The sequence below is a fragment of the Bacteroidota bacterium genome, assembly GCA_039821555.1.
GTDB lineage: Bacteria > Bacteroidota > Rhodothermia > Rhodothermales > Rubricoccaceae > JBCBEX01.
Map to the genome: position 1 here is coordinate 39,200 of JBCBNX010000007.1, position 22,057 is coordinate 61,256.

19 protein-coding genes are annotated in these 22,057 nt (G+C 66.8%); 6 read left to right on the forward strand and 13 right to left on the reverse strand.

Annotated elements, in window-relative coordinates; genetic code table 11:
- Positions 1-58: 58 nt before the first annotated feature.
- From AAFU51_10180 to AAFU51_10205, 6 genes are all read right to left on the reverse strand, one after another.
- The gene (locus tag AAFU51_10180; protein ID MEO1571625.1) at positions 59-622 is read right to left on the reverse strand and encodes a cysteine hydrolase family protein; all 564 of its coding nucleotides are present in this window, start codon (positions 620-622) and stop codon (positions 59-61) included.
- Positions 623-981: 359 nt separating this feature from the next.
- Complete coding sequence (locus AAFU51_10185) at positions 982-4,725, reverse strand: multifunctional oxoglutarate decarboxylase/oxoglutarate dehydrogenase thiamine pyrophosphate-binding subunit/dihydrolipoyllysine-residue succinyltransferase subunit (protein MEO1571626.1); 3,744 nt, start codon at positions 4,723-4,725, stop codon at positions 982-984.
- A gap of 255 nt (positions 4,726-4,980) precedes the next feature.
- On the reverse strand, positions 4,981-5,691 hold the full coding sequence (locus AAFU51_10190; protein MEO1571627.1) for an NUDIX domain-containing protein: 711 nt from the start codon (positions 5,689-5,691) through the stop codon (positions 4,981-4,983).
- Positions 5,692-5,710: 19 nt separating this feature from the next.
- Positions 5,711-7,135: an adenylosuccinate synthetase gene (locus tag AAFU51_10195; GenBank protein ID MEO1571628.1), complete on the reverse strand. Its 1,425-nt coding sequence runs from the start codon at positions 7,133-7,135 to the stop codon at positions 5,711-5,713.
- Between the two features lie 26 nt (positions 7,136-7,161).
- Positions 7,162-8,154, reverse strand: a complete 993-nt coding sequence (locus AAFU51_10200; protein MEO1571629.1) for a hypothetical protein — start codon at positions 8,152-8,154, stop codon at positions 7,162-7,164.
- 54 nt (positions 8,155-8,208) lie between these two features.
- Positions 8,209-9,384: a molecular chaperone DnaJ gene (locus AAFU51_10205; protein ID MEO1571630.1), complete on the reverse strand. Its 1,176-nt coding sequence runs from the start codon at positions 9,382-9,384 to the stop codon at positions 8,209-8,211.
- A gap of 218 nt (positions 9,385-9,602) precedes the next feature.
- Between AAFU51_10205 and AAFU51_10210 the strand changes: the two genes are divergently transcribed.
- From AAFU51_10210 to AAFU51_10225, 4 genes are all read left to right on the forward strand, one after another.
- A complete protein-coding gene (locus AAFU51_10210) occupies positions 9,603-11,057 on the forward strand; it encodes an alkaline phosphatase (protein MEO1571631.1) in 1,455 nt (484 codons plus the stop codon).
- Between the two features lie 78 nt (positions 11,058-11,135).
- A complete protein-coding gene (locus AAFU51_10215; GenBank protein MEO1571632.1) occupies positions 11,136-12,869 on the forward strand; it encodes a DEDD exonuclease domain-containing protein in 1,734 nt (577 codons plus the stop codon).
- Between the two features lie 57 nt (positions 12,870-12,926).
- Positions 12,927-13,265, forward strand: coding sequence for a hypothetical protein (locus tag AAFU51_10220; protein MEO1571633.1), 339 nt, complete (start codon positions 12,927-12,929; stop codon positions 13,263-13,265).
- 246 nt (positions 13,266-13,511) lie between these two features.
- Positions 13,512-14,105, forward strand: coding sequence for a MarC family protein (locus tag AAFU51_10225; GenBank protein ID MEO1571634.1), 594 nt, complete (start codon positions 13,512-13,514; stop codon positions 14,103-14,105).
- A gap of 62 nt (positions 14,106-14,167) precedes the next feature.
- On the opposite strand, the gene AAFU51_10230 is transcribed toward AAFU51_10225, so the two are convergent.
- The 5 genes from AAFU51_10230 to AAFU51_10250 form a co-directional block, all read right to left on the reverse strand.
- A complete protein-coding gene (locus tag AAFU51_10230; protein ID MEO1571635.1) occupies positions 14,168-14,941 on the reverse strand; it encodes an SDR family NAD(P)-dependent oxidoreductase in 774 nt (257 codons plus the stop codon).
- Between the two features lie 82 nt (positions 14,942-15,023).
- The gene (locus AAFU51_10235; protein MEO1571636.1) at positions 15,024-15,806 is read right to left on the reverse strand and encodes a hemolysin III family protein; all 783 of its coding nucleotides are present in this window, start codon (positions 15,804-15,806) and stop codon (positions 15,024-15,026) included.
- 184 nt (positions 15,807-15,990) lie between these two features.
- Positions 15,991-16,434, reverse strand: coding sequence for a hypothetical protein (locus tag AAFU51_10240; protein ID MEO1571637.1), 444 nt, complete (start codon positions 16,432-16,434; stop codon positions 15,991-15,993).
- Positions 16,435-16,450: 16 nt separating this feature from the next.
- Positions 16,451-17,029, reverse strand: coding sequence for a hypothetical protein (locus AAFU51_10245; protein ID MEO1571638.1), 579 nt, complete (start codon positions 17,027-17,029; stop codon positions 16,451-16,453).
- Between the two features lie 3 nt (positions 17,030-17,032).
- The gene (locus AAFU51_10250; GenBank protein ID MEO1571639.1) at positions 17,033-17,593 is read right to left on the reverse strand and encodes a phage holin family protein; all 561 of its coding nucleotides are present in this window, start codon (positions 17,591-17,593) and stop codon (positions 17,033-17,035) included.
- A 163-nt stretch (positions 17,594-17,756) separates the two neighbouring features.
- Between AAFU51_10250 and AAFU51_10255 the strand changes: the two genes are divergently transcribed.
- The gene (locus tag AAFU51_10255; protein MEO1571640.1) at positions 17,757-18,035 is read left to right on the forward strand and encodes a NifU N-terminal domain-containing protein; all 279 of its coding nucleotides are present in this window, start codon (positions 17,757-17,759) and stop codon (positions 18,033-18,035) included.
- Positions 18,036-18,049: 14 nt separating this feature from the next.
- Here AAFU51_10255 and AAFU51_10260 read toward each other — a convergent pair whose 3' ends face one another.
- Together AAFU51_10260 and AAFU51_10265 are read right to left on the reverse strand one after the other, a co-directional pair.
- The gene (locus tag AAFU51_10260; GenBank protein ID MEO1571641.1) at positions 18,050-19,105 is read right to left on the reverse strand and encodes a hypothetical protein; all 1,056 of its coding nucleotides are present in this window, start codon (positions 19,103-19,105) and stop codon (positions 18,050-18,052) included.
- 104 nt (positions 19,106-19,209) lie between these two features.
- The gene (locus AAFU51_10265) at positions 19,210-20,865 is read right to left on the reverse strand and encodes a choline dehydrogenase (GenBank protein ID MEO1571642.1); all 1,656 of its coding nucleotides are present in this window, start codon (positions 20,863-20,865) and stop codon (positions 19,210-19,212) included.
- Between the two features lie 327 nt (positions 20,866-21,192).
- Here AAFU51_10265 and AAFU51_10270 point away from each other — a divergent pair, with 327 nt between their 5' ends.
- The gene (locus AAFU51_10270; protein MEO1571643.1) at positions 21,193-21,927 is read left to right on the forward strand and encodes an FKBP-type peptidyl-prolyl cis-trans isomerase; all 735 of its coding nucleotides are present in this window, start codon (positions 21,193-21,195) and stop codon (positions 21,925-21,927) included.
- Positions 21,928-22,057: the final 130 nt, after the last annotated feature.

Sequence of the window (22,057 nt, forward strand, 5' to 3'; positions counted from 1 at the left end):
AGTCGTTCGCCTTCTTCTTCCGCCGACGGGCGTCGGTGTTTCCAAAGCACGTCAGTCCTTACTGGATGCTGACCAGCACCTCGTCCGTCGCACGGATCGTGGCGAACTCATCGTGCAAGTTGGCGAGAGCGACCTCGTGAATCTCCTCAGCGCTGAACGAGCGCCCATCGTAGCTGGTCTTGCCAAAGGCCGCCGTGGCGTCGGCAACCACGGTCGTTGCGAACCCCAAATTTTCGGCCATGCGCGCCGTCGTGGAGATGCAATGGTCCGTCGTCAGACCGACGATCACGAGCGTTGTGAGGCCGCGCGCGCGGAGATAGCCTTCGAGGTCTGTACCGATGAAGGCGCTATTGACCGTCTTCTCAAAGAGGGGCTCGCCCTGGTGAGGCGCGACCTCCGGCATCAGTGCGTTGCTGGGCAAGCCGGGCCGCAGTAGCGAGGTCGGCACCGTAGAATTGTGCTTGACGTGGACGACCGGCCAGCCCGACTCTCGCCACGCTGCGAGCAGCCGCGCCATGTTCGCCACGGCGTTCGGGGTGCTACGCGGGCCATGCCTCGGGTCGTCCATCCCCTGCTGCACGTCTACGATGAGGAGCGCTGTGTCCGAAGAAATCGCGTTCATGGCTAGGATCTGTTGCCAAGCACATCTAAGCGGGCCCTTAGTCTCTTGAGGTGAGCATTTCGCCCAGGGCTCTCTGGCAACGACTCAAGTCGTACAATTTCGCTAGCCAATTCGTGCCGCCTACGCACGCTTGCTCGGTGTTGGTGTACTGACCACTGCTGCTTCCAGTAGAAAACGTGCGTACGCAGCCGTTGCCAGGAAGACTCTTTCGACCTGGAAGGAATCGGAATCTTCGACCCAAGGCTCACGCACTGAGAGCCACACGACGGGCACCGTACGTCGGTATCGCTAGAGGACCGACGTACGGACCGTCGACAGTTGAAGCAAACCCAGTTGTGGTTGCTCATTGGTGTGCTTGGCTATTGGCCCAGCGCCTCGCTGACTAGCCGGTCCTGCTCGGCGGCGTGCACCTTCGAGCTACCGGTGGCGGGGCTGGCGGCGGCGGGGCGCCCGACATATTGCGGGCGGACGCAGCAGTCACCATGGCGCTCCATGAGCAGGCCGTCGAGGTGCGGCTGCACGAACGACCACGCGCCCATGTTCTGCGGCTCCTCCTGGCACCACACCACGTCGGTGACGTGCCCGAAGCGCTCTAGCTCGGCGCGCACCTCGGCCTCGGGGAACGGGTAGAGTTGCTCCACGCGGATGAGGCCGACCGACGCCGGGTTGTCCATCTTCTCTTGTGCGGCGAGGAGGTCGTAGTAGACCTTGCCCGAGCAGAAGACGAGGCGCGAGGCCGCCTGCGGGTCGTCGTTGGCGGCGGGGTAGACCGTGTGGAAGCGCCCATCGGTGAGGTCACTAGCCTCCGAGACAGCGCGCGGGTGGCGCAGCAGGCTCTTCGGCGTCATGAGCACCATCGGCTTGCGGATGCCGCCGTTGGCCTCGGGCAGCATGATCTGGCGGCGCAGCGCGTGGAAGTAGTTCGCCGGTGTCGTGAAGTTGCCGACAATTAGGTTCTCGTCTGCGCAGAGTTGGAGGAAGCGCTCCAGGCGGGCCGAGGAGTGCTCGGGGCCTTGGCCCTCGAAGCCGTGCGGCAGCAGCATCACGAGGCTGCTCTGCGTCCCCCACTTCGCCTCAGCGGACGCGACAAACTGGTCGATCATGATCTGCGCGCCGTTGGCGAAGTCGCCGAACTGCGCCTCCCAGCACACGAGCGCCTGGTCGTCTGCGACAGTGTAGCCATACTCGAAGCCGAGCACGGCGTACTCGCTCAGAAGCGAGTCGTAGACCTGCAGCGGGAGTTGGTCGGCGTCCTCGCCCGAAGAATCAGGGATGTGGTTGAGCGGGATGTAGTGCCCGCCGGTCGTCTGGTCGTAGAGGATGGCGTGGCGCTGGCTGAACGTGCCGCGCCCCGAGTCCTGCCCAGAGAGACGGACGCGGTGTCCGTCGAGCAGCAGCGAACCGAACGCGAGCGCCTCGGCGAACGCCCACTCGATTCTGCCGTCGGCGAAGGACTGCGGGCGGCGTTCGAGCAGGCGGGCGAGCTTGCGGTGGACCTCGAAGTCGTCGGGCCAGGAGACGAGGGCTTGCGTGATGCGGTCGAGCACGTCGCGCGACACCTTCGTCTCGAAATCGGCGGTGAAGGCGCTCGGGACGGGCGCGCTGGCGGGCTCGGCATCCTTGAGGAGCTCGGCCGTCTCCTTCGTCTCCTCGAACGCTGAGTCGAGGATGCCCCGGAAGCTGTCGAGGATGGACTCGGCCTCCTCGGGTTTCATCTCGCCGCGCTTGAGGAGCTGCTCCAGGTAGAGCTTCCGCACCGAGCGGTGGCCGTCGATGCGCTGATACATCAGCGGCTGCGTGAATTTGGGCTCGTCGCCTTCGTTGTGCCCGAACTTGCGGTAGCAGATCATGTCGATAACGACGTCCTTGTTGAACACCTGCCGGTAGTCCAGCGCGAGGCGCGCCACGCGGACGCAGGCCTCGGGGTCGTCGCCGTTGACGTGGAAGATCGGAGCCTGGATCATCCGAGCGATGTCCGTCGCGTAGACCGACGAGCGCGCGTGCACCGGCACCGTCGTGAAGCCGATCTGGTTGTTGACGACGACGTGCACCGTGCCGCCGGTCGCATAGCCGTCGAGTTGCGAGAGGTTGAGCGTCTCCGCCACGACGCCCTGCCCGGCGAAGGCCGCGTCGCCGTGGATCAGGATCGGGATAACGCGGTCGCGCACCTCCACGGGGTTGCGATCGCCCACGATCAGCTGCTGTTTCGCGCGCACCATGCCTTCCACGACGGGGTTGACCGCTTCGAGGTGGCTCGGGTTGGGCGCAAGCGCCACCGTAACCGTCTCGCCGCTGGGCGAGGTGTGCGTGCTCTCCGCGCCGAGGTGGTACTTCACGTCGCCCGAGCCCTGCACGGTGTCGGGCTTCACGGTGCCTTCGAAGCCGTCGAAAATGGCGCTGTAGGGCTTGTCGAGGATGTTCGCGAGCACGTTGAGGCGCCCGCGGTGCGCCATGCCGATCACGACCTCGCCGGCCTCCTGGTCGGCGGCGTCGGAGAGGAGCATGTCGAGGATCGGGATGAGCGACTCGCCGCCTTCGAGGCTGAAGCGCTTCTGGCCGATGTACTTCGTGTGGATGAAGCTCTCCAGCGCCTCGGCCTGGTTGAGCTTCTCCAGGATCCGCCGCTTGGTCTCAACGGGCATCTCCGACTGAAAACGCTCGGGTTCGATGCGCTCGATGAGCCAGCGCTTCTCGGCGGGCGTCGAGATGTGCATGAACTCGACGCCGACGTTGCGGGTGTAGGTCTCCCACAGGATGTCGAGGATGTCGCGCAGCGGCAGGCGCGTCTCGCCGCCGAGGTTGCCGCCTGCGGTGCCGAGCTCGCCGGTGATGAAGTGGCGGTCGAGGTCCCAGATCGTCAGGCCATACTCGGCCGGGTCGATCTCAGGGTGGTAGCCGCCGCCCTGCCCGTCAGCCCCAATGGGGTTGGTCGTGGCGAGTAGGTGGCCGCGCGAGCGGTAGGCGCGGATGAGTTGCAGCACCGCCGCCTGCTTCTTGATGAAGTCGATCTCGTCGCGCTCCCGCGAGCCGACGAGGTAGGGCGTCGAGTCCTGCGCGGGCTTGAACGGCGGCGTCGAGATGCCGAGCGAGCGGAAGACGGCCTCGTAGAAGTTGTGCTGGCCTTGCAGCAACTGCGCGATGTAATTGAGGAACTCGCCCGACTCTGCGCCCTGGATGACGCGGTGGTCGTAGGTCGAGGTGAGCGTCATCGTCTCGGAGATACCGAGGCGGGACAACTCCGTCTTGGGCAGCGCGCTGTACTCCGGTGGGTAGCCGATGGCGCCTGCCGCAACGATCACGCCCTGGCCTGGCATCAGGCGCGGGACGCTCATCACCGTCCCGATCATGCCGGGGTTGGTAAGCGTAGCGGTCGTGTATTGGAAGTCTTTCAGTTCCAGGCCGTTGCCGCGCGCGCGGCGTACGATGTCGTTGTACGCCCCGAGGAACTGCGCGAAGCTCATCGACTCGGCGGCGTGCACGTTCGGAACGAGCAGTTGCCGCTTCCCACGACGCTCGATATCGATGGCGAGGCCAAAGTTGACGTGCGGCGGGTCGATGCGTTCGGGCGCGCCGTTTTGGCGGAACGTTGCCTTCATCGACGGCACCTGCTTCATCGCCAGGATGATTGCGTAGGCGATGAGGTGCGTGTACGACACCTTGTCCCCGCCGACGCTGCGCTGGAAGCGGTTGATGAGCCGCCGGTTCTCGGCCATGAGCTTGACCGGGATCGAGCGCACGCTCGTCGCCGTCGGGATGGAGAGCGACGCCTCCATGTTCTCAACGATCTTGGCGGGCACGCCCCGCAGCTTCGTCACCTCCGCGCCTTCGGGCACGGGGACCTCGATCTGAGTCCGCGCCGGGGCGGCTTCCTTCGTCGCTCCGTCACCGGACGGCGTCGAGGCTGGCTGGGACGTTGCAGGCGGTGTCGTGGCCGGCGGGGCCGTAGTCGCGGCGATCCTGTCCGGATTGGCTCCGATGAAGGTGGGGCTAGGGTCGTAGTCCGCGAAGAACTCGCGCCAGGACTCGGAGACGGAGTTGGGGTCTTCGAGATACTGGGCGTAGATGTCGTCGACGTAGCCGCTGTTGAAGCCGAAGTTGCTCACGGTGGAAGCAGGGGTTGGATCGCAAAGAGGGACGCTCGAACGCAGGGGGATTCCCCGTGTTCAGCCACCGCGCCATCCACGCCGCTCGGTCCGCAGTGCCGATTCGGCGTCAGAAAAAGCGCTTCGGGAAGGTAGCGCGTTCTGACCACACGCAGACGCACCCGCTCATCTTTTCCCTGGGCTTTCCGGTGAATTGGAACAGTTCTCCCCGTTTAGAACTGTCCCAGTTGAACTGTCCCCAGTTTACCGTCCTCGTTAGAGCAACGGAATGGCCCGCACGTCGGCCTCGGCCACCCGAAACAGCGCAGCAGGCCGCCCCCGTCCCTCTCGGCGTTCCTCTCCTGTCGGCTCGACGAGGCCTAGTTCCTGCACACGCCGCCGAAAGTTGCGCCGGTCGAGGCGCTCGCCGAGGAGCGATTCGAAGGCGTCTTGCAGGATGGTCAGCGTAAAGCTCTCCGGCAGGAGCCGACCGATCAGGTTGGTGGCGCGTAGCCGTTCGCGCAGGCGCCGCCCTGCCACCGAGGCCATCGCGTCGTGGTCGTAGGCTAGCGCGGGGAGGTCGTCCATGGGCTGCCACCGGGCCCCGCTGCCGCTGTATAGTGTGTCGCTATCGGCTGCGTCGGTGTCGATGACATCTTCGGCGATCGTCGTCAGCCCGAGGTAGGCGACGGACACGACGCGCCCGCGCGGGTCCCGATCAACGGCACTGAAGGTGTGCAGTTGCTCCAGATAGACCGTCTCGGGGTCGATGCCCGCCTTGTCGCGCAGCAGCCGCGCGGCCGCCTGCTCGGCCGTCTCGGTCGGCGCGACCAGCCCGCCAGGGAACCCCTCACGCCCAGCCACCGCTGGCCGGTCCACCGGAATCAGTCGCACCCGGAGCGTCTCTTCGTGCAGCGCAAACACCACCACGTCGACGGCCAACACAGCGAAGCGGAGCGTGCTCGGGTCGACCGGTGGCGATGGCATGACGTCGGAGGGTTGGCGATTACGGCGTTGTTGGCAAGAGCCCCGACGCCACGATACGCTTATCGGCAGCCGTCGGCCCCCCCGACGTGAGCGCGAGCGGCACCCCAAGATCGTCAGCCACGAGGTGGGCGAGCGCGTCGGCGCTGAGGTCGTGTTCGTAGGCTGGTCGGCACGTGCCGAGCGTGCGCCCGATCCGCTCCTGATGGTCGAGGCGCTGCTGCTCCGACCACTGCGACGGATGCACCTCGATTGTTCGAATCAACGGGTTGTCGTCAGTATGGACGCCATCAGCCAGAACGAAGGAGGCCTCCGGAAAGGGTGCGTCTGTCCGGTAGCCTGTCGCCACGGCCCCGTCCCGGTTCGCGATGCGGTCGAGGCACGACACGACGAGGCCATCGAGGTGGCCCACGACGGCGTGGGCGTAGCGCAGGAGCGGGAGGTCGAGCGGCCCGACGCGGAAGCCGTGCTGCCAGGGGTCGTCGCCGTTGTGGGCGTCGGGGCGCTCACGGCTGAGGGTGGGGTCTTCGGTGGGCATGGGACCGGCCCCGTGGCGCGTTTGGTAGGCCCGCGTAAGCCCCAGCTTCGTTATAGCACCTTCGTAGCCCTGTTCGGCGAGCAGCGCATCGGCGTGGGCGAGCGTGGTCGTGGCCCACGTGGTGTGCGGGTGGAAGCCATACCACTCATCGAGCAGCACGCCCTGCGCCCCCTCGAACACGACGCCGCCGGGCCAGCGGAGCACCTCGCCGAGGTAGCCGTCGCCCACGATCCGGGCATGCCGCAGGAAGCGCCGGTAGCCGTCGAGCGTTGTCTCCACGACATCGTCGGCGTCGAAAGCCACCCGCTCACGGCGCACGGCGGGTGTATCGGGCAACCGCGCGAGCACGTCGTCGAGTTGGGTCTGCTTGTAGGCCTGCAGCGCCTGGAGCTTGGCCCGAGTCCGCGCCTTATCGGCGAGGTCGCCTGCGAAGAGCACCGCCTCGTCGCCGAGGGCGATCCGGTCGGCCTGCGCCTCGCCGACGCCCATGCCACAGCTCCCGTGGCGCGCATCACCGCGCGCCAACTCGCGTAGGCGGTTGGCAGCCTGCTGGAACGGCGTGATGATGAGCGACCGCGCGCTGATCGTTGTCCGGGAGAAGGCGTCGGGAACGCCGACCTCGTCCAGGTGTGCGGCCTCGGCCAGCATGGCCGGGGGGCTGACGAGCATGTGGCGCGCGAGGTGCGTGCGCACGCCTGGCACGAACGTCCCCGCCCCGAACTGCGAGAACGTGTGGTGCCGCCCATCGGGCGTGACGACGTTGTGGCCAGCCTGCGGCCCGCCGTTGTAGCGGACGACCGTGTGGACGCCGTGGGCATCGGTGACGGCTCGGCGCGCGAGGAAGTCGGTGAGGCTCCCCTTCCCCGCGTCGCCGAAGCCGAGGTCTACGATCAGATAGGCCGTGGTCATAGCGCGTGTGGGTTTGCGCGTGTGGGTTAGAGCCTACCACTACGGCCCGCGTCGCTGCTCGGGGGCGGCAGCGTCCCGGAGGCGACCGAGGTGAGCGCGGTCGGGGCGGCGTATTTGGCTACGGCCTTCGAAGCCGAGCGGACGGCGCCCGCGTCGAAGCCGGCAGCCACCAAGTCGTCCGTGGCGCGGCCCAAGTCGTTGACGGTGCCCTCGACCAGCCCGATCTGCAGCGCGATGGTCTCGCTGACGGCCTCGGGGTCGTCGAGCAGCAGCGCGCGCTGGCCCAGCAGATCGCGCCACCGCTGCCGCACTTCCGGGCGACGCCCGTTGGCCCCGCGCGTCACGACGAGGTAGAACAGGTGGTAGCGTTCCTCGACTTCGGCGATCATCTCCTCGATCGGGATCGACGCTTCCAGCCCGTCGCCGATGAGCGCCCGGACGTGGTCGCGCCGCACCTCGTCGTAGGGTTTCTCGTCGCCGATCAGGAATAGGTAGCCCTTGCGGCGGCGCTTTTCCCAAGCGTCGGTGGCCGTGTGGCGAGCGAAGAAGTAGAGCGCGAGGTCGTAGGACTCCTCGATAGTGCCCCCGCCCCCGCCCTCGATGACGATACGGGTGAGGTCGTCGTCCATCTCCAGCCCCGACTCGAACTGCCCGACCTGGAGCGGAACGCGGTCAACGAACGCATCACCGACGGCGCCGAAGAGCACCTGCGGATCGGCGACGTAGCCACGGGCGATCAGCGTGCGCATGAGCGCGCCCAGCTTCGTCTGGAGGACGCGCGGGATGGAGCCCATCGACCCGGTGACGTCGAAAAACACGCCGATGGGCACCGAGTTGGGGTGTTCGGCAGAGTCGCGGCTCTCGCGGAAGGCGACGCCGTGGGGGTTCATCTTGTCGTGGGCGACGTAGCGCCCGGTGGACCGGACGTGGCGGTCGTAGGCAAAGGCGTCGACGCCGCGGGACGAGCGGTCGTGCTGGCGGCTGCTGTAGGCATCGTGTGACCAACGGCTGTATCCCATGGTAGTACCTCAGTGGTTGTGTGATTGGGTTCGTGGAGAGAACAGGCGTGCGCCCTATGCCGGGTTCGACGGCATCGCGAACGGGCGGAAGCGAGGCGGGCCGTAGAGCGTCTGCAGGAGGTCGCGGAATTCGCCGAAGAGCGCCCAGGCGTCCTGCGGACGGCGTGCTGGGTTAGGCAGCAGGCAGCTCCGGAAGAATGCCACAAGGCGCGGGTCGAGGCCCCGTGGCGGGGTCTGGGTCGCCGCATCGCCGCCGACGAGCCAGAGCATCGTCAGCGCGGCCATGTAGAGGTCCGTGCCTGGCGTGGGCGGCTGTTTGGCGAGCACCTCAGGCGGATAGAAGGCACGGTGTGGCAGACTGATCGCGCGGATCGATTCCGACGCCGTCTGGACGCGTGTCGCTGGTGGCGTTCCAGCGGCTCGGGTCGGCAACGGCACCGCGTAGCCCCAGTCGATGAGCCGCCCGTGGTGGTCTTCGGGGCGGACCAGAACGTGCGCGGGGACGACGGTACCGTGAACGAGGCCGCAGGCGTGCGTCAGCGCGAGCGCGGCGAGGAGGCGGTTGAACATCCAGGCCATGTCCGCCGGGTGGACACCCGCGGGGTACGCCCGCTTCACGTCAACGAGCGACACCCAGCCGTCTTCCCAGTCCAACACGTTGGCGCGGCGCTGCGTGCCGTCCGCGCTCTGAACGTCAAACGAAGCGCAGAGCGACGTCACGTGTGCGAGCAGCCGCGCGTCATCGCTGCACGGGTCGACGCGCTCGCGGAGACGGCGCAGCGCCCAGGCCTCGTTGGTGAGCAGATCGTTGTCCGCCGACGACCGTGCGCTCTTGACAAGCACGAGGGTTGCCGTCCCTCGCTTGGTTTCGGCGGTGGCCAAGTAGAGATCCGCCACATCGCCCCGTGCATGGATGTCGTGGAGGCGGTAGGTGACGTCGGCGTGCCGGAGCACCGCCAGCGCGCGGGGTCGCCCGTAGGTACCGAGTCGAAGCTGTTGCTGGGCGGATTCGTAGAGCGCGCCGAGACGCTGGAAAGCCGTGGTAGCGCTCGGGTCGCCGCCGTTGCGGTCGGCGTGGACGACGAACGCGAAGGCGCGATAGCGCTCACGCAGGGCACTATGCTGTCGGGTGGCGTCCCCTTCCAGCGCTCCAAACAGGTCAGCCGCTCGCCTGGCCGCATCGATGCGGCCACATGCGTCAGCGAAGGTGGTGGGCAGTCGGTAGGACACGGCGAGGGACGTTGGCGAAGGGTGCTTGGGGCGTCTGACATCAAGGTAGAACAATTTAAGTGTAATTACAACACTATATACTTTTCTCGCTGTTCTTCTCGCTGCATCGACCCATAGCGGCGTCCTCGCCCTGTTTGCGGCCATTCGTCATGCCTGCGTCACGCGGCTGACACCCGGCCGCGTGTAGCTTCGTCCCCCACCGACCCACTCCGACATCGATGCGCGCGTCTCCCCCCGCCCACAGCCTGCTCTGGTTGCTTGTCCTGCTGTTCGCAGCGCCCTGGGCCTCAGCGCAACCAGCCGAACCGAATGCGCCCCCGCCGCCCCGCAACCTCATCGTGCTCATCCCCGACGGCTTCGGCCCTACCTCGCAGACGATGGCGCGGGAGTATCTCCACGAGATCGAGGGCCGCGAGCTCGTGCTCGATCGCATCCTGAGCGGGGCGGTGCGCACGTATGCCTCCGACAGCCGCGTGACCGATTCCGCTGCCAGCGCCACGGCCTATGCCTCCGGCGTGAAGACCTACAACGGCGCCATCGGCCTCGACGCGACGCGGGCGCCGGTTGCCACGATCCTGGAGGCGGCCGAGGCGCGCGGCATGGCCACGGGCCTCGTGGCGACGAGCCGCATCACGCACGCCACGCCCGCGGCGTTTGCTGCCCACGTGCCACAGCGCGGGATGGAGCTCGACATCGCCGCGCAGATGCTGGATCAGGGTATTGAGGTGATCCTGGGCGGAGGGCGGCCGTTTTTTCTTCCCACCGACACCAATACGGACTACGCTGGCCGTCGCGACGATGGCCGCGACCTCGTCGAGGAGGCGCGCGAGCGCGGCTATGCCGTCGCGCTGGACCGGGCGGGCTTCAACGCCTTCAGCGCCATACCGCTCGGCGGTGCCGACACCGCGCCTCCCGTGCTCGGCCTCTTCAGCGATTCGCACCTGGCGTACGAGATCGACCGCGACCCGTCGAAAGAGCCCAGCCTCGCTGAGATGGCCTCGTTCGCGCTTGCGCACCTGAGCACCGACCCCAACGGCTTCTTTCTGATGATCGAGGGCAGCCGCATCGACCACGCGGGGCACGGGAACGATCCTGTGGGCCACCTGCACGACATCATTGCGTTCGACGAGGCCGTGGCGGGGGCTCTTGCGTTTGCCGAGCAAGACGGCGAGACGCTGATCGTGGTGATGGCCGACCACGAGACAGGCGGCCTGTCGCTGGGGCGCAACTTGGACGGGCGCGGCATCTACGACTGGCGACCGGACGTCCTCGCCCAGGCAACACGTAGCGTTGAGGGGATGCTCGCGCTAGTCGACGAAGGCATGGCCCCGGACACGCTTATGGCGACCCGCGGCGGCATCGTCGACCTGACGGACGACGAGCGCAGCGCGCTACGCGACGCCGTCGGTGTTATTCGAGGCCCCGGCTCGCTCTACAGCGTGATGGCGGCCATCCTGTCAGAGCGCGCGTTGATCGGCTGGACGACAGGGGGGCATACGGCTGTCGCCGTGAACCTGCACAGCTACGGGCCGCATGCGGAGCGTTTCGCAGGTGTGATGCAGAACGACGCCATCGGCCGGACGCTGGCCGACGTGATGGGCTTCGATCTCGACGCGCTCACCGCGGAGCTTCGCGCAGAGCTTCGCCAGGAACCTGAGACCGTTGTGGAGTAGCAACCCCGTCCGCTTGCCTACGAAGGACGCGTATTGCCAATTGATTTCCTTCGTTGCCGATGCACCTGATCCACTGCTATGGACCTGAGCACGCCCATTGATCAAGCCACGTTCGTGGTCACCGACACCGAGACAACGGGTGCGCGGGCGGGCGAGGATCGGCTAATCGAGCTGGCCGCGGTCAAACTACGCGGCGGGCAGATCGTAGGGACGTTTCAGCACCTCATCAACCCGGAGCGGCACATCCCGCAGCGCATCACGCGGCTGACCGGCATCACCACGGCGATGGTGTTCGAACAGCCCACGGCAGGCGAGGTGTTGCCCGGCTACCTCGACTTTCTCAGCGATAGCATCCTCGTAGCGCACAACCTGCCGTTCGACCAGCGCTTCCTCGACGTAGAGCTGGACCTCGCGGACCAGCCACCGATGACCAACGAGTCGCTCTGCACATTGCGGCTGGCGCGGCGGCTCCTCTCAGCGCTACCCTCGAAGGGCCTCTCGGCGCTCACCACACACTACGGCCTCAAGAACGACGCCCGCCACCGCGCCCTCGGCGACGCCACCGTGACGGCGCACGTGCTGATGCGCCTCCTCGACCAGCTCCGCATCGAGTTCGGCGCGACGACCATCGCCGACGTGCTCGCTTTTCAGCGCAAGCGCTACAAAGACACGCGCCGCGCGCCGAAGCACCTCGAAAGGATCCGACAAGAACGGCTGCCGCTGCTGCCCGACCGGCCCGGGGTCTATTTCATGAAGGACCGCCGCGACCGCATCATCTACGTCGGCAAGGCGAAGAGCCTCCGCAACCGCGTGCGGTCGTACTTCACCGGCATCGAGGCGCACCCGCCGAAGACGCGCAAGCTGCTCCGCGACGTGCGTACCGTTGAGTGGACGGAGACGGGCTCAGAACTGCGCGCGCTCCTCGACGAGAGCCGCCTCATCAAGCAAATGTTGCCGGTCTACAACCGGGCTCAGCGGCGCTACCGTTCCTACCCCTTCCTCCGGCTCGACACCACGCACCGCTTCCCGACGATCACGCAGACGCCGGTCATTCGCAACGATGGCGCTGAATACTATGGCCCCATCGGGCGGCGCGGCCAGGCCGAGGAGTTGGTCGAGTTGATCGGGCGCCTCTTTCAGCTTCGTGAGTGCGAGGAGCCCACGTTTCGCATGGGGCGGGCGTGCCTCTACCACGAGATGGGCCGCTGCACGGCGCCGTGCGAGGGCGGCCTTGGCGCAGCGCGCTACGGCGAGGTCGTGGAGCACGTGCGGCGCTTTCTCACCGGGCAGGACAACTCAGCGCTGGACGTAGTGGAGCAGAAAATGCGGCAGGCGGCTGCCCGCCTCGATTTCGAGGAGGCGGGGTTCTACCGTGACCAGTTCCGCCGCCTCGAACGCACGCTCGGTCGTCAGCAGCACATCGCCTCGGCGGTGCATGATCACCACGCCGTGCTCGTGGAGCCAGGTCTGCGCGAGGGCGACGTGCAGCTCTTCGTCATCCGCCACGGGCGCCTCGTCGCGATGCACGATTTGCCCGTCCCGCCCACGCCGGATGACCTCTCCGCGCTCGACGGGCTCTTGGAGGAGCACTTCGACCCGAGCGTGGCCCCGCCCGATGTCATTGGCAAGGCCGACGTAGACCAGACCCGCATCCTGCTCCACTGGATGCACCGCCACCCAGACCGAGCCCGTCAGATCCGCTGGCACGACGAAGACGACCTCGCGGCGATGCGCGACGCTATCGTGGACTCGGCCACGCGCGAAACGTGGCGCGAAGCCGTGACCGACGACACAGAAGAGGACGACGCGTAGCACTCGGTACGCTCTTTGCTAAGCTTCAGGAAGACGAATCTTCCTGTGCCGATGGCTATGTCCGTACCCTCGTCTTCGTCCCGCTCGCCGTTTGCTGCGCTTCGTGCGTTTGTAGACCACCTGCGCTCGCGTCGCACGCGCACGCGCGACGACCGCACGCTGGCCCGTAGCCTTTACCTCGCCTTCGAACGGGGCACCGACCAACGGTTCAAGGGGCTGCACTTTCAGGTTGTGGACGGAGTCGTAACCGTCTACGGGAGCGTGCAACAGGACCGGGACCGCGACATCGTCTTCGGTCGCGTGGCGGCGCTGCCCGGCGTGCGCGCCGTTTCAGACCGCCTCCACGTGGATCAACGCGCCCCCGTCGGCGCGCTGCGTGGGCTGCGGTTGAACTAGCAGCGCGAGCACGCCGAGGCGTTGGGCTTCGCATCGCCGCACAGGCTTCGCGATGCACGGTACGGACCGGATAGTAGCCGACCTCTCAACGTCAGGCACAATACGCAACGCATTCGGGCGCACTCACGGAGCACTGACGGCAGCACCAAGACGCGTGCCTGCCCGTGCACCGAAACGGCCAGACCAAGGCCCAGCGGTGTAGTTTGCGCGCCCTGGTGTTTCCTCCCCCTATTCCCGCACGGTTCGATGGAATTCAGCGACTCGGTGTGGTCGGCGGCACTCGTCCTGCTCTTCATCATGGACCCGCTGGGCAACATCCCGCTCTTTCTCTCGCTGCTGCGCGACGTGGACGACAAGCGTCGGCGGTGGGTGCTCGCACGGGAGCTGCTGATCGCGCTCGCTGTGCTTTTCGCGTTCCTGCTCGGCGGGCAGGCGATCCTCGATCTCTTGCACCTCCAGCAGGAATCCGTAACGATCGCAGGCGGGCTCGTGCTGCTTGTGATCGGCCTCCGGATGGTGTTTCCCACGCCAGATGGCGTGATGGGGCCTCAACCCGACGGCGAGCCGTTCATCGTCCCGTTGGCGATCCCACTCATCGCGGGGCCGTCCGTGCTCGCCACGCTGATTCTCATGGTCAACGCGGCTCCAGACCGCACGGGGACGTGGGCGCTGGCGCTGCTTATGGCCTGGGGGACAACGGCAGCACTCCTGATGGCAGCGCCCCTCCTCTACCGCCTCCTGCGCGAACGGGGCCTCATTGCCCTCGAACGGCTCATGGGCATGCTGCTCCTGATGATCGCCGTGCAGATGCTCGTCAACGGCGTCAAGGCGGTGCTCTAGCGCCCACACACGTCGCCGAGGCACACCGTCTCCACGGCTGCCTCAAGCTCTCCAGCCGCACTTCATTGCCGGTCGATGAGCGAGGCGCTGGACTGCGCTACGGGCGTGAGGATCACCTCGGCGATGTTGACGTGCGCAGGCCGGGTGGCGACGTAGACGACCGCATCGGCGATGTCGGAGGCTTGCAGCGGCGTCGTCGTTGCGTAGACGGCATCGGCGCGGGTGGCGTCGCCTTCGAAGCGGACGAGCGAAAAGTCGGTTTCGGTGAGACCTGGGTCGACGGTCGAGACGCGGAGGGGCGTGCCGTGGAGGTCCATCTTGAGCCCACGCGTGATGGCGCCGACCGCGTGCTTCGTGGCGCAGTACACCGTGCCGCCTCGGTAGACCTCGTGGCCAGCCGTGGAGCCGATGTTGACGATGTGGCCGCGCCCGCGCTCCAGCATCCCAGGCACGACGGCGCGCGTGACGTAGAGCAAACCCTTCACGTTTGTGTCTACCATGTCGTCAATGTGGCGCACCTCGTTGGCGTAGGCCGGGTCGAGCGCCCGTGAGAGCCCGGCGTTGTTGACCAGCACGTCGATGTGGGCGAACGCCTCCGGGAGCGCCGCCACGGCCTCAGTGACGGCCTCGGCATCGCGCACGTCGAGCGCAAACGCGTGCACCGCCACGCCGTAGGTGTCACGCAGGCCCTGCGCAACGCGCTGCATGTTGTCGAGGCGGCGAGCGCACAGCACGAGGCGCGCCCCGCGCTGCGCGAACGCCTCAGCGCATGCCTCGCCAATCCCTGAGGAGGCCCCCGTGATGAAAACGGTAGGGGGTGTCGGGTCCTGAGTCATTCGTCCTGGGGCGTAGGCTTAAAGCTTCGAGTTCAGCCCGAATATCCGACGCACCACCAACTTCCCACTTCACACTTCAGAATCACCAGCCGCCGCGTAGGACGTAGCCCAGGATCACGTAGTAATGGCACGCGCTACCGGCGAGCACGAAGACGTGCCAAATAGCATGGCTGAACGGCAGCTTCTCCCAGGCGAAAAAGAGGGTGCCAACCGTGTAGAACACGCCCCCCGCCACGATCCAGAACAGCGCTTCGAGCGGCATCGCGGCGATCAGCGGCTTCGCGATCAACACCGCCGACCACCCGAGCAGGAGATAGAGGATGAGCGAGAAACGCTTGAACCGCCCCGTGTAGAAGAGCTTGTAGACGATGCCGAACACCGAGAGCGTCCAGACGAGCGTGAGGAGCGTCCAGCCTACCGGTCCCGGCACGCTCAGGAGCACGATCGGCGTATAGGTGCCTGCGATCAGGAGGTAGATCGCCATGTGGTCGAGCACGTGAAATGTGTCTTTCCACGGCTTATCGAAGAAGGCATGGAAGAGCGTCGAGGTCGTGTAGACCGCGATGAGCGCGCCGCCGTAGATCGAGAACGTGGTCACGTGCACGAAATCGCCACGCATGACGCCGAGGACGATCAGCACCGGGACGAAGATGAGCGCGAGCACCATGCCCAGCCCGTGCGTCAGCGAGTTCGCGATCTCCTCTCGCAGCCGCTTCTGGTGCGCCTCGACCACCCGCCGAGCACGCCACTGCACGACGGTGCGGGTGCGCGCGAGCCGACTCGGCGGCGCATTTTGGCGCCGGATCGCCTGGATGCGTGCGGCACGTCGACGGACGGAGCGCGGTCGGACAGCTCGGCGGCGCATGGCGAGCAGGAGAGCAGGTGGAGAGAGAGCGAGCGGTGGTGGTGGTAGTCAATAGCATACCGCCACTAGCTACCGCTTGATACGCTGCGACGGTGTTAACAAATCGTTCCCCCAGAAGCAGCTGTAGACGCCGCTTGATGAAGGCCCTATGAATGTACGGCCGCCGTCTCACAAGGTTGCCGCCCTACGACCGAACCGTGCGGCGCGCGTCGGGGTTGATCGAGTCTGGGGCCTGCCGGGCCTCATCAATGAGGCGAATCTGCTCGACTACGTAGGCGCGGTCGAGCGGGAGCGGGAGCCACTGCACGGCGTAGAGTACGGCGAGCGCGAGCATGAGGCTGGACAGCAACGCTGGCCCCCAGCCAGGAGCGAGGTGGCGGACGAGCATCGTGAAGCGTAGCAGACACAGCACGGTCACCGGCACGAACGCCAGCGCGAAGAGCCACTCGGCACCGGCCGTGGAGATCAGCAAGGCGGCACCCGATGCAGCACCGGCGAAGAAGATTGCGAGCCGTCCGAGCGACCGCCGACGCGTCGCACCCGTGAGCCGCCCCGTGCGCGCCTCGTAGATCATGAGCCCGCCTCCGAGGACGAGCAGCGAGACAGCGAGGACGACAGCAGAGAACACGGCGGCGGCGGTAGGGTTACTCGAAGTCGGCGGACGGGGCGAGTTGGAAGCGACCGAGTGCGTAGCTCAGGCCCACACGCACCGCCTGGTTGCCTGCAGCGCGCATACCCTCGCGGATGAGCGTACGCCTCTGCTTCGGCGTAGTGCTCACCTCGGTATCGCCATAGACGATCACCGGCGGGCGTCTGCGAAAGGCGAGGTCGAGCGCTTCGTCGGCGCTCTTCCCGCGCGCCATTCTGGCCGAGGCGTCGTTGATGACTGTGCTGAGGTAGGCCGTCACGAGTTGCTGATGGTCGTTAGGAGCCAGGCGCTTCTTGCGCTTCTTGCGCATCCCTAGCACAAACGACGCCAACGCGGTCAGCGCCACAGCGCCCGCTGCAAACGCGAGCGGGTTTTCACGCACGACCCGAGCCAGCGCACCCGGCTCGGAAGATGTGCCGCCGACAAAGGGCAGCGCCTTGAGCGGACGCGTGACTTCGTGCTGGAGGGTGTCGAAGCGCGCTTTCATGCTGGCCTCCTGCGCAGCCAAACGGGCCCGCAGTTTGTCCTGCTCAGGCGTGTCGGAGGCGACTGGCTTCGAAACGTCGGTACTCACGAGTCAGGCAGGGGTCTTTGGAGAGTCAGCGGAGGATGCGGCCTTCGCCTTCTGGAATTGCGCGTTGAACACCACGGCCGCGATTCCGAGCAGCGCCGTCGTGGTCAGGAAGCCCAGCAGCAAACCAGCATGGAGCGACGCAAACCCCCAGACGTAGAGGGCCGTGAACCCGAAGCTCAGCGTCAGAAGGAAGAAGGCCCCGGCGAGCAAGACCACCGCGATCAGCAACACCAGCGGCTGCCCGATCGCCTTGGCGCCGTCCACGCGGCCTTTGACCTCGTCGCGCACCTCCTGCTTGGCCAGCGCGATGCGCAGGTCGACCCACGTCTTTGCATCGTCGACGATGCCCTTCGTCTGATCGGAGATCCGGGCGACTTTGCCTTTGGACTCGATGCGAGCGGGCGTCCCGGCAACCGGGGAACTGGGCTGGGAGATCGGCCTGACTGGGGGTGGTGCCAAGCGTGACGGCTCGACGACTGGGGACGTAGCGGTGCCAGCGGGCACTTGGGCGCCGTCGCCTGAGCGCAAGGACGGCGGTGCAAGGGTCGTGGTCGGGTCGGCCATGCCGGGTGCAGGCGTGTGGACGTGCGGTGCTGGGTGATAGACTACGCACTTGGACGCCGCAATCCAATCAGCGATCCAGGCGCCGGCCCATTCAACCGGAGGGAACCTGCTGGCGCAGCCAGGTGGTACGACCCGCCGTTGTCCCTCCCGCTTCCCCCACTCGATGTCGACGCTCCAAACCCAAGCAACGCCGAGCCCGAACGCGCTCAAGTTCTCGCTCGACGGCCAGAAACTCATCGACGCTGGCATCCTCGTCTTCAACTCCAGCGCGGAAGCCGAAACGAACGCGTTTGCGAACGCCCTCTTCGGCGTACGTGGCGTGGCTAACGTCTTCATCACGCCGGATTTCGCCACGATCACGAAGCATCCTGCCGCCGACTGGGCGGAGCTGTTACCAAGCCTCCGCGAAGCGTTCGACGATCACGCCCAAGACCTGGCTTGACCGAGTGCGTAGCCCTACAAGCTGCGCACGAAGGCCATCAGCGCACGGTCGGCCGCTGTGCCGAGCCGGGAGCGATGCGCGTCGCCTGGCTTGATGTGTAGCGCCGGGGGGATCTGCACGCGCCTGGCGACGGCTTCGGTGGCCACGACCCCGCCGAGTGCGTTCTGGTGCGCGTCGATCCAGGTTGTCACCGCGTCGAGGGAATCGTATTCGGCCCAACGGAGATGCCCAGCCGTCTGCACATCGGGGTCACCGCGACTGACCAGGACGCCGTCGCCCCAGGCATAGGGCTGCTTCGCGGCCTTCAGAAACGCCCGCGGCATTTCGAGGACGCCGTCGGTGTCCGCATGCGCGGGCATGATCTGCCGGAAGCCTGAAAACGCCTCAAAGTAGGGGTCCGCGTCGATCCCCTTCGGTGCCCAAAGCAACGCGACGTTGGCCTCGCCGAGCCCCTCGTGCAGCAGGATGTCTTCCGCCAACCCGATGCGCGCGTCGAAGTCCTCGGTTCCATCGATGACGGCCACGGTGGTGCGGCGCGTACTCAGATGCAACCGCTCAGCCGGAATCCCGGCTCCTACCGCCTGCTCTCGCCATGCATCAACGGCGTCGTGCGGACCAGCAACGAGGAGCGCGTCGGTCTGGCTGAGCACCTGCGCGTCGTCCGCGGCGAAGGCTGTGCTCAGGTCGCCCTCAGACGCCACCGACTCCGCGAACGCCGGAAGCAAGTGGGGCGATGACGCAGGCACCCTGACCACGGGGTCGTGCCCGGCCAGCCATACGGCTGCCAACGCACGTAGGCCATCTAGCGGCGTGGCGCCCTCGGGGGCGATCCCGATGCGCACGCGCTCGGAGGACCCGTCGCCATCGCCGAACCACCCGCGCAGCTTCTTCGGCGACGCGAGGTGGTGCTTCTGCTGATTGACAGCGAAGGCCACTGCCTCCTCCGTGAACCGGTTCGGCGCTGAGAGCGTGGCGTGCGCGGCCTTGGCCCGTGGCATGAATTCCGGATCTTGCCACGCTTTGGCAGCAGCGGCGATGGCAGCGATACGAGCGTCGAGAGCAGCAGACATACAGACGGTGGACAAACGAAAGGCGGGACGCTCGGAAGAACGCCCCGCCTCAGGTGTTGGTGCCTCAGAGATCAATGCCTCACGCGTCGGTGATGCCTGGTCCTCTATGATCTGGTGACACGCACGGTAGGCTCGGCGAGCATCCCGTCGCCGGAGATGCGCGCGGCCATTTCGCGCGCCTCCCCGTAGCGAATCAGGTCGGCTACGCGCTCGGCGATCATCACCGTTGGGGCGTGAGTGTTGCCCCCCGGCACGTCAGGCATCACGGAGGCATCGACCACGCGGAGCCCGCCGAGGCCATGCACGCGGCATTCGGCGTCCACGACCGCCACGCCCTGGTCAGCCTGCGCCGCGGTGCCGATGCGGCAGGTGCTCGTCGGGTGGTAGAGCGTCTCCGCCGTCTCGCGGAGGTATCGGCGGAGGTCCTCGTCGGAGGTCATGCTCGCGCCCGGGTCCGTTTCCGCGCCGCGGAAGCGGTCGAAGGCCTTCTGCGCGGCGATCTTGCGCGCGACACGGACGCCTTCCACCAGTGAGGCGAGGTCACGCGGGTCGGCGAAGTAGTTCGGGTCGATGGCTGGCTTCGCGAACGGGTCGTCGGAGCGCAGCGTGACCCGCCCAACGCTGTGGGGCCGCACCAGCGTCGGGCCGATCGAGAACTTGTGGGCTGACGGCGGGGTAAGCCCGTGCGCGGCAAAGTCGACGGGACCGAAGTGGTACTGGATGTCGGGCTGGCGCTCGTCCGCGCGGGTGCGGATGAAGGCGCCCCCCTCGGCTACGTTCGAGGCGAGCATGCCCGAGCGGTTGAAGAGGTAGCGCGCCACGTTGGCCGGGCTCTCGGCCTTCAGCATCGAGACGGGCTTGGTGCAACGGTAGCGCACGCCCGCGACCGGGTGGTCTTGGAGGTTGCGCCCAACGCCCGGCAGGTCGTGCTGAGCGGGAATGCCCAGCGCGAGCAGTTCGTCGGCATCGCCGACGCCAGAGTGGAGGAGCAACTGCGGCGAGTTGATCGCGCCCCCCGCCAAGATCACCTCGTGGTCGGCCTGCGCACGATGGAGGTGGCCGTCCATGACATATTCAATGCCGACAGCGCGTCCGCTCTCGATGAGCACCTGTGAGGCCTGCGCCCCCGTGTGGACGGTGAGGTTAGAGCGCCGTAGCGCAGGCTTGAGGTAAGCATCGGCTGCAGACCAGCGCCGCCCACCCTTCGTGTTTGTCTGGTAGAACCCCGCCCCCTCTTGCTGGGCGCCGTTGAAGTCGTCGTTGGCAGGGATGCCGGCCTGGACGCACGCGGTCACGAACGCTTCGGTGAGCACGTTGGGCGCTGGCTGATCCTCCACGCGCAGCGGCCCGCCTTCGCCGTGGTAGGCACTGGCACCGCGGGCTTGGTCTTCGGCCTTCTTGAAGTAGGGTAGGACGCTCGCAAAGTCCCAGCCCTCAGCGCCACCGTCCGCCCAGCGGTCGTAGTCGTCGCGGTGGCCGCGGATATAGATCATCGCGTTGATCGACGACGAGCCGCCGAGCACCTTGCCCCGGGGCCAGTACCACGCCCGTTCAGCCGCGTGCGCCTGCGGCTCGGTGCTGTAGTCCCAGTCGTGCTCCGTCTTGAAGAGCTTCGAGAAGGCCGCCGGAATGTGAATCGCCGCAGCGCTGTCGGGGCCGCCCGCTTCCAGCAGCAGGACGCGCACGTGCGGGTCCTCGGACAGGCGCGCCGCGAGCACGCACCCGGCCGAGCCGGCGCCGACGATGATGTAGTCGTACATGGGGGAGGTCGCTAGGAGAGGATGCCTCCGGAAGGGCTTCCGAGCGGGCTCAGGCGAGAGCCCGCTGTGCGGCCGTGCCGCGGCATCGTGTGGGTGGGGGGAGCGTTCACCCAGGCTGGCAAAGGCCGTACCCGTAGCGGTTGGTGAACGCTGTTAAATGAATATAACGGGGAGTAAACGCCAGCGCGCGCTTTTTCCGTGCGTTGCCCTCGCGGCGTCTCGCCTGCCCGCTCGGCACCCGCCCGTCGCTTCTTCGGTTTTTCCCGGTCCTTGCCCACGCTGACCGCCTAGTTTCCTCTGCTTTTTGCGTCACCATCTTTCCCCACCATGCCTTTTCGTTTTTCGCGCGCCCTCACGCTCTGTGTGTGCACCGCCGCGCTTGCCTTCTTCGCCGGCTGCCAACCCAGCGTCGCTGACTTCTCCGACGTCGAAGAACGTCCGCTCGACGAGCAAGTCGCCTACATCGTCGGCTTCTCTCAGGGCGAGGGCATCCGCCAGCAGTTCATCGCCGACAGCACGCTCGATGTCGGCCTCGACCCGGCGCTCCTCCTCGCGGCCTACCGTGCGGGCCTTGACGGCGACACGATGCTCGTCTCGCAGCAGCGCGCCCAGGAGATCTTCACCGCGTTCCAGGACACCGTGATGGCCCGTGCATCCCGCAAGCAACTCGCCGAGGCGGACAGCTTCCTCACAGCCAACGCGGCCCGCGACAGCGTCTCGGTGACCGAGTCGGGCCTCCAATATCAGGTGCTCGCTTCCGGCGAGGGCGACTCCCCCGTGATGGGCGACCGCGTCACGGTCCACTACACCGGCACCCTCATCAACGGCACCGTCTTCGACTCGTCCTACAACCGCGGTGAACCCACGGAGTTCGTGATTGGCGAGGTCGTCCCTGGCTGGAACGAAGCCCTCTCGCTGATGCAAGTCGGCGATCGGTGGCGCCTCTTCATCCCGCCCGACCTCGGCTACGGTGCGAACCCGAACCCGCGCGGCCCCATTCCGCCCAACGCCGTGCTGATCTTCGAACTCGAACTGCTCGGCTTCGAGTCGGTCGAGGGCTAGAAGCCCAGCCGGCACACACGCAGCGCGGAGGCGGCCCTGGAGCTGCCTCCGCGTTTTCTCTTTCGGCTTGTTTGTCGGGGCCGGGCTTGCCTGTCGAGGCGCGTCCGATCTGGCGCCGCTGCGTCGGGTT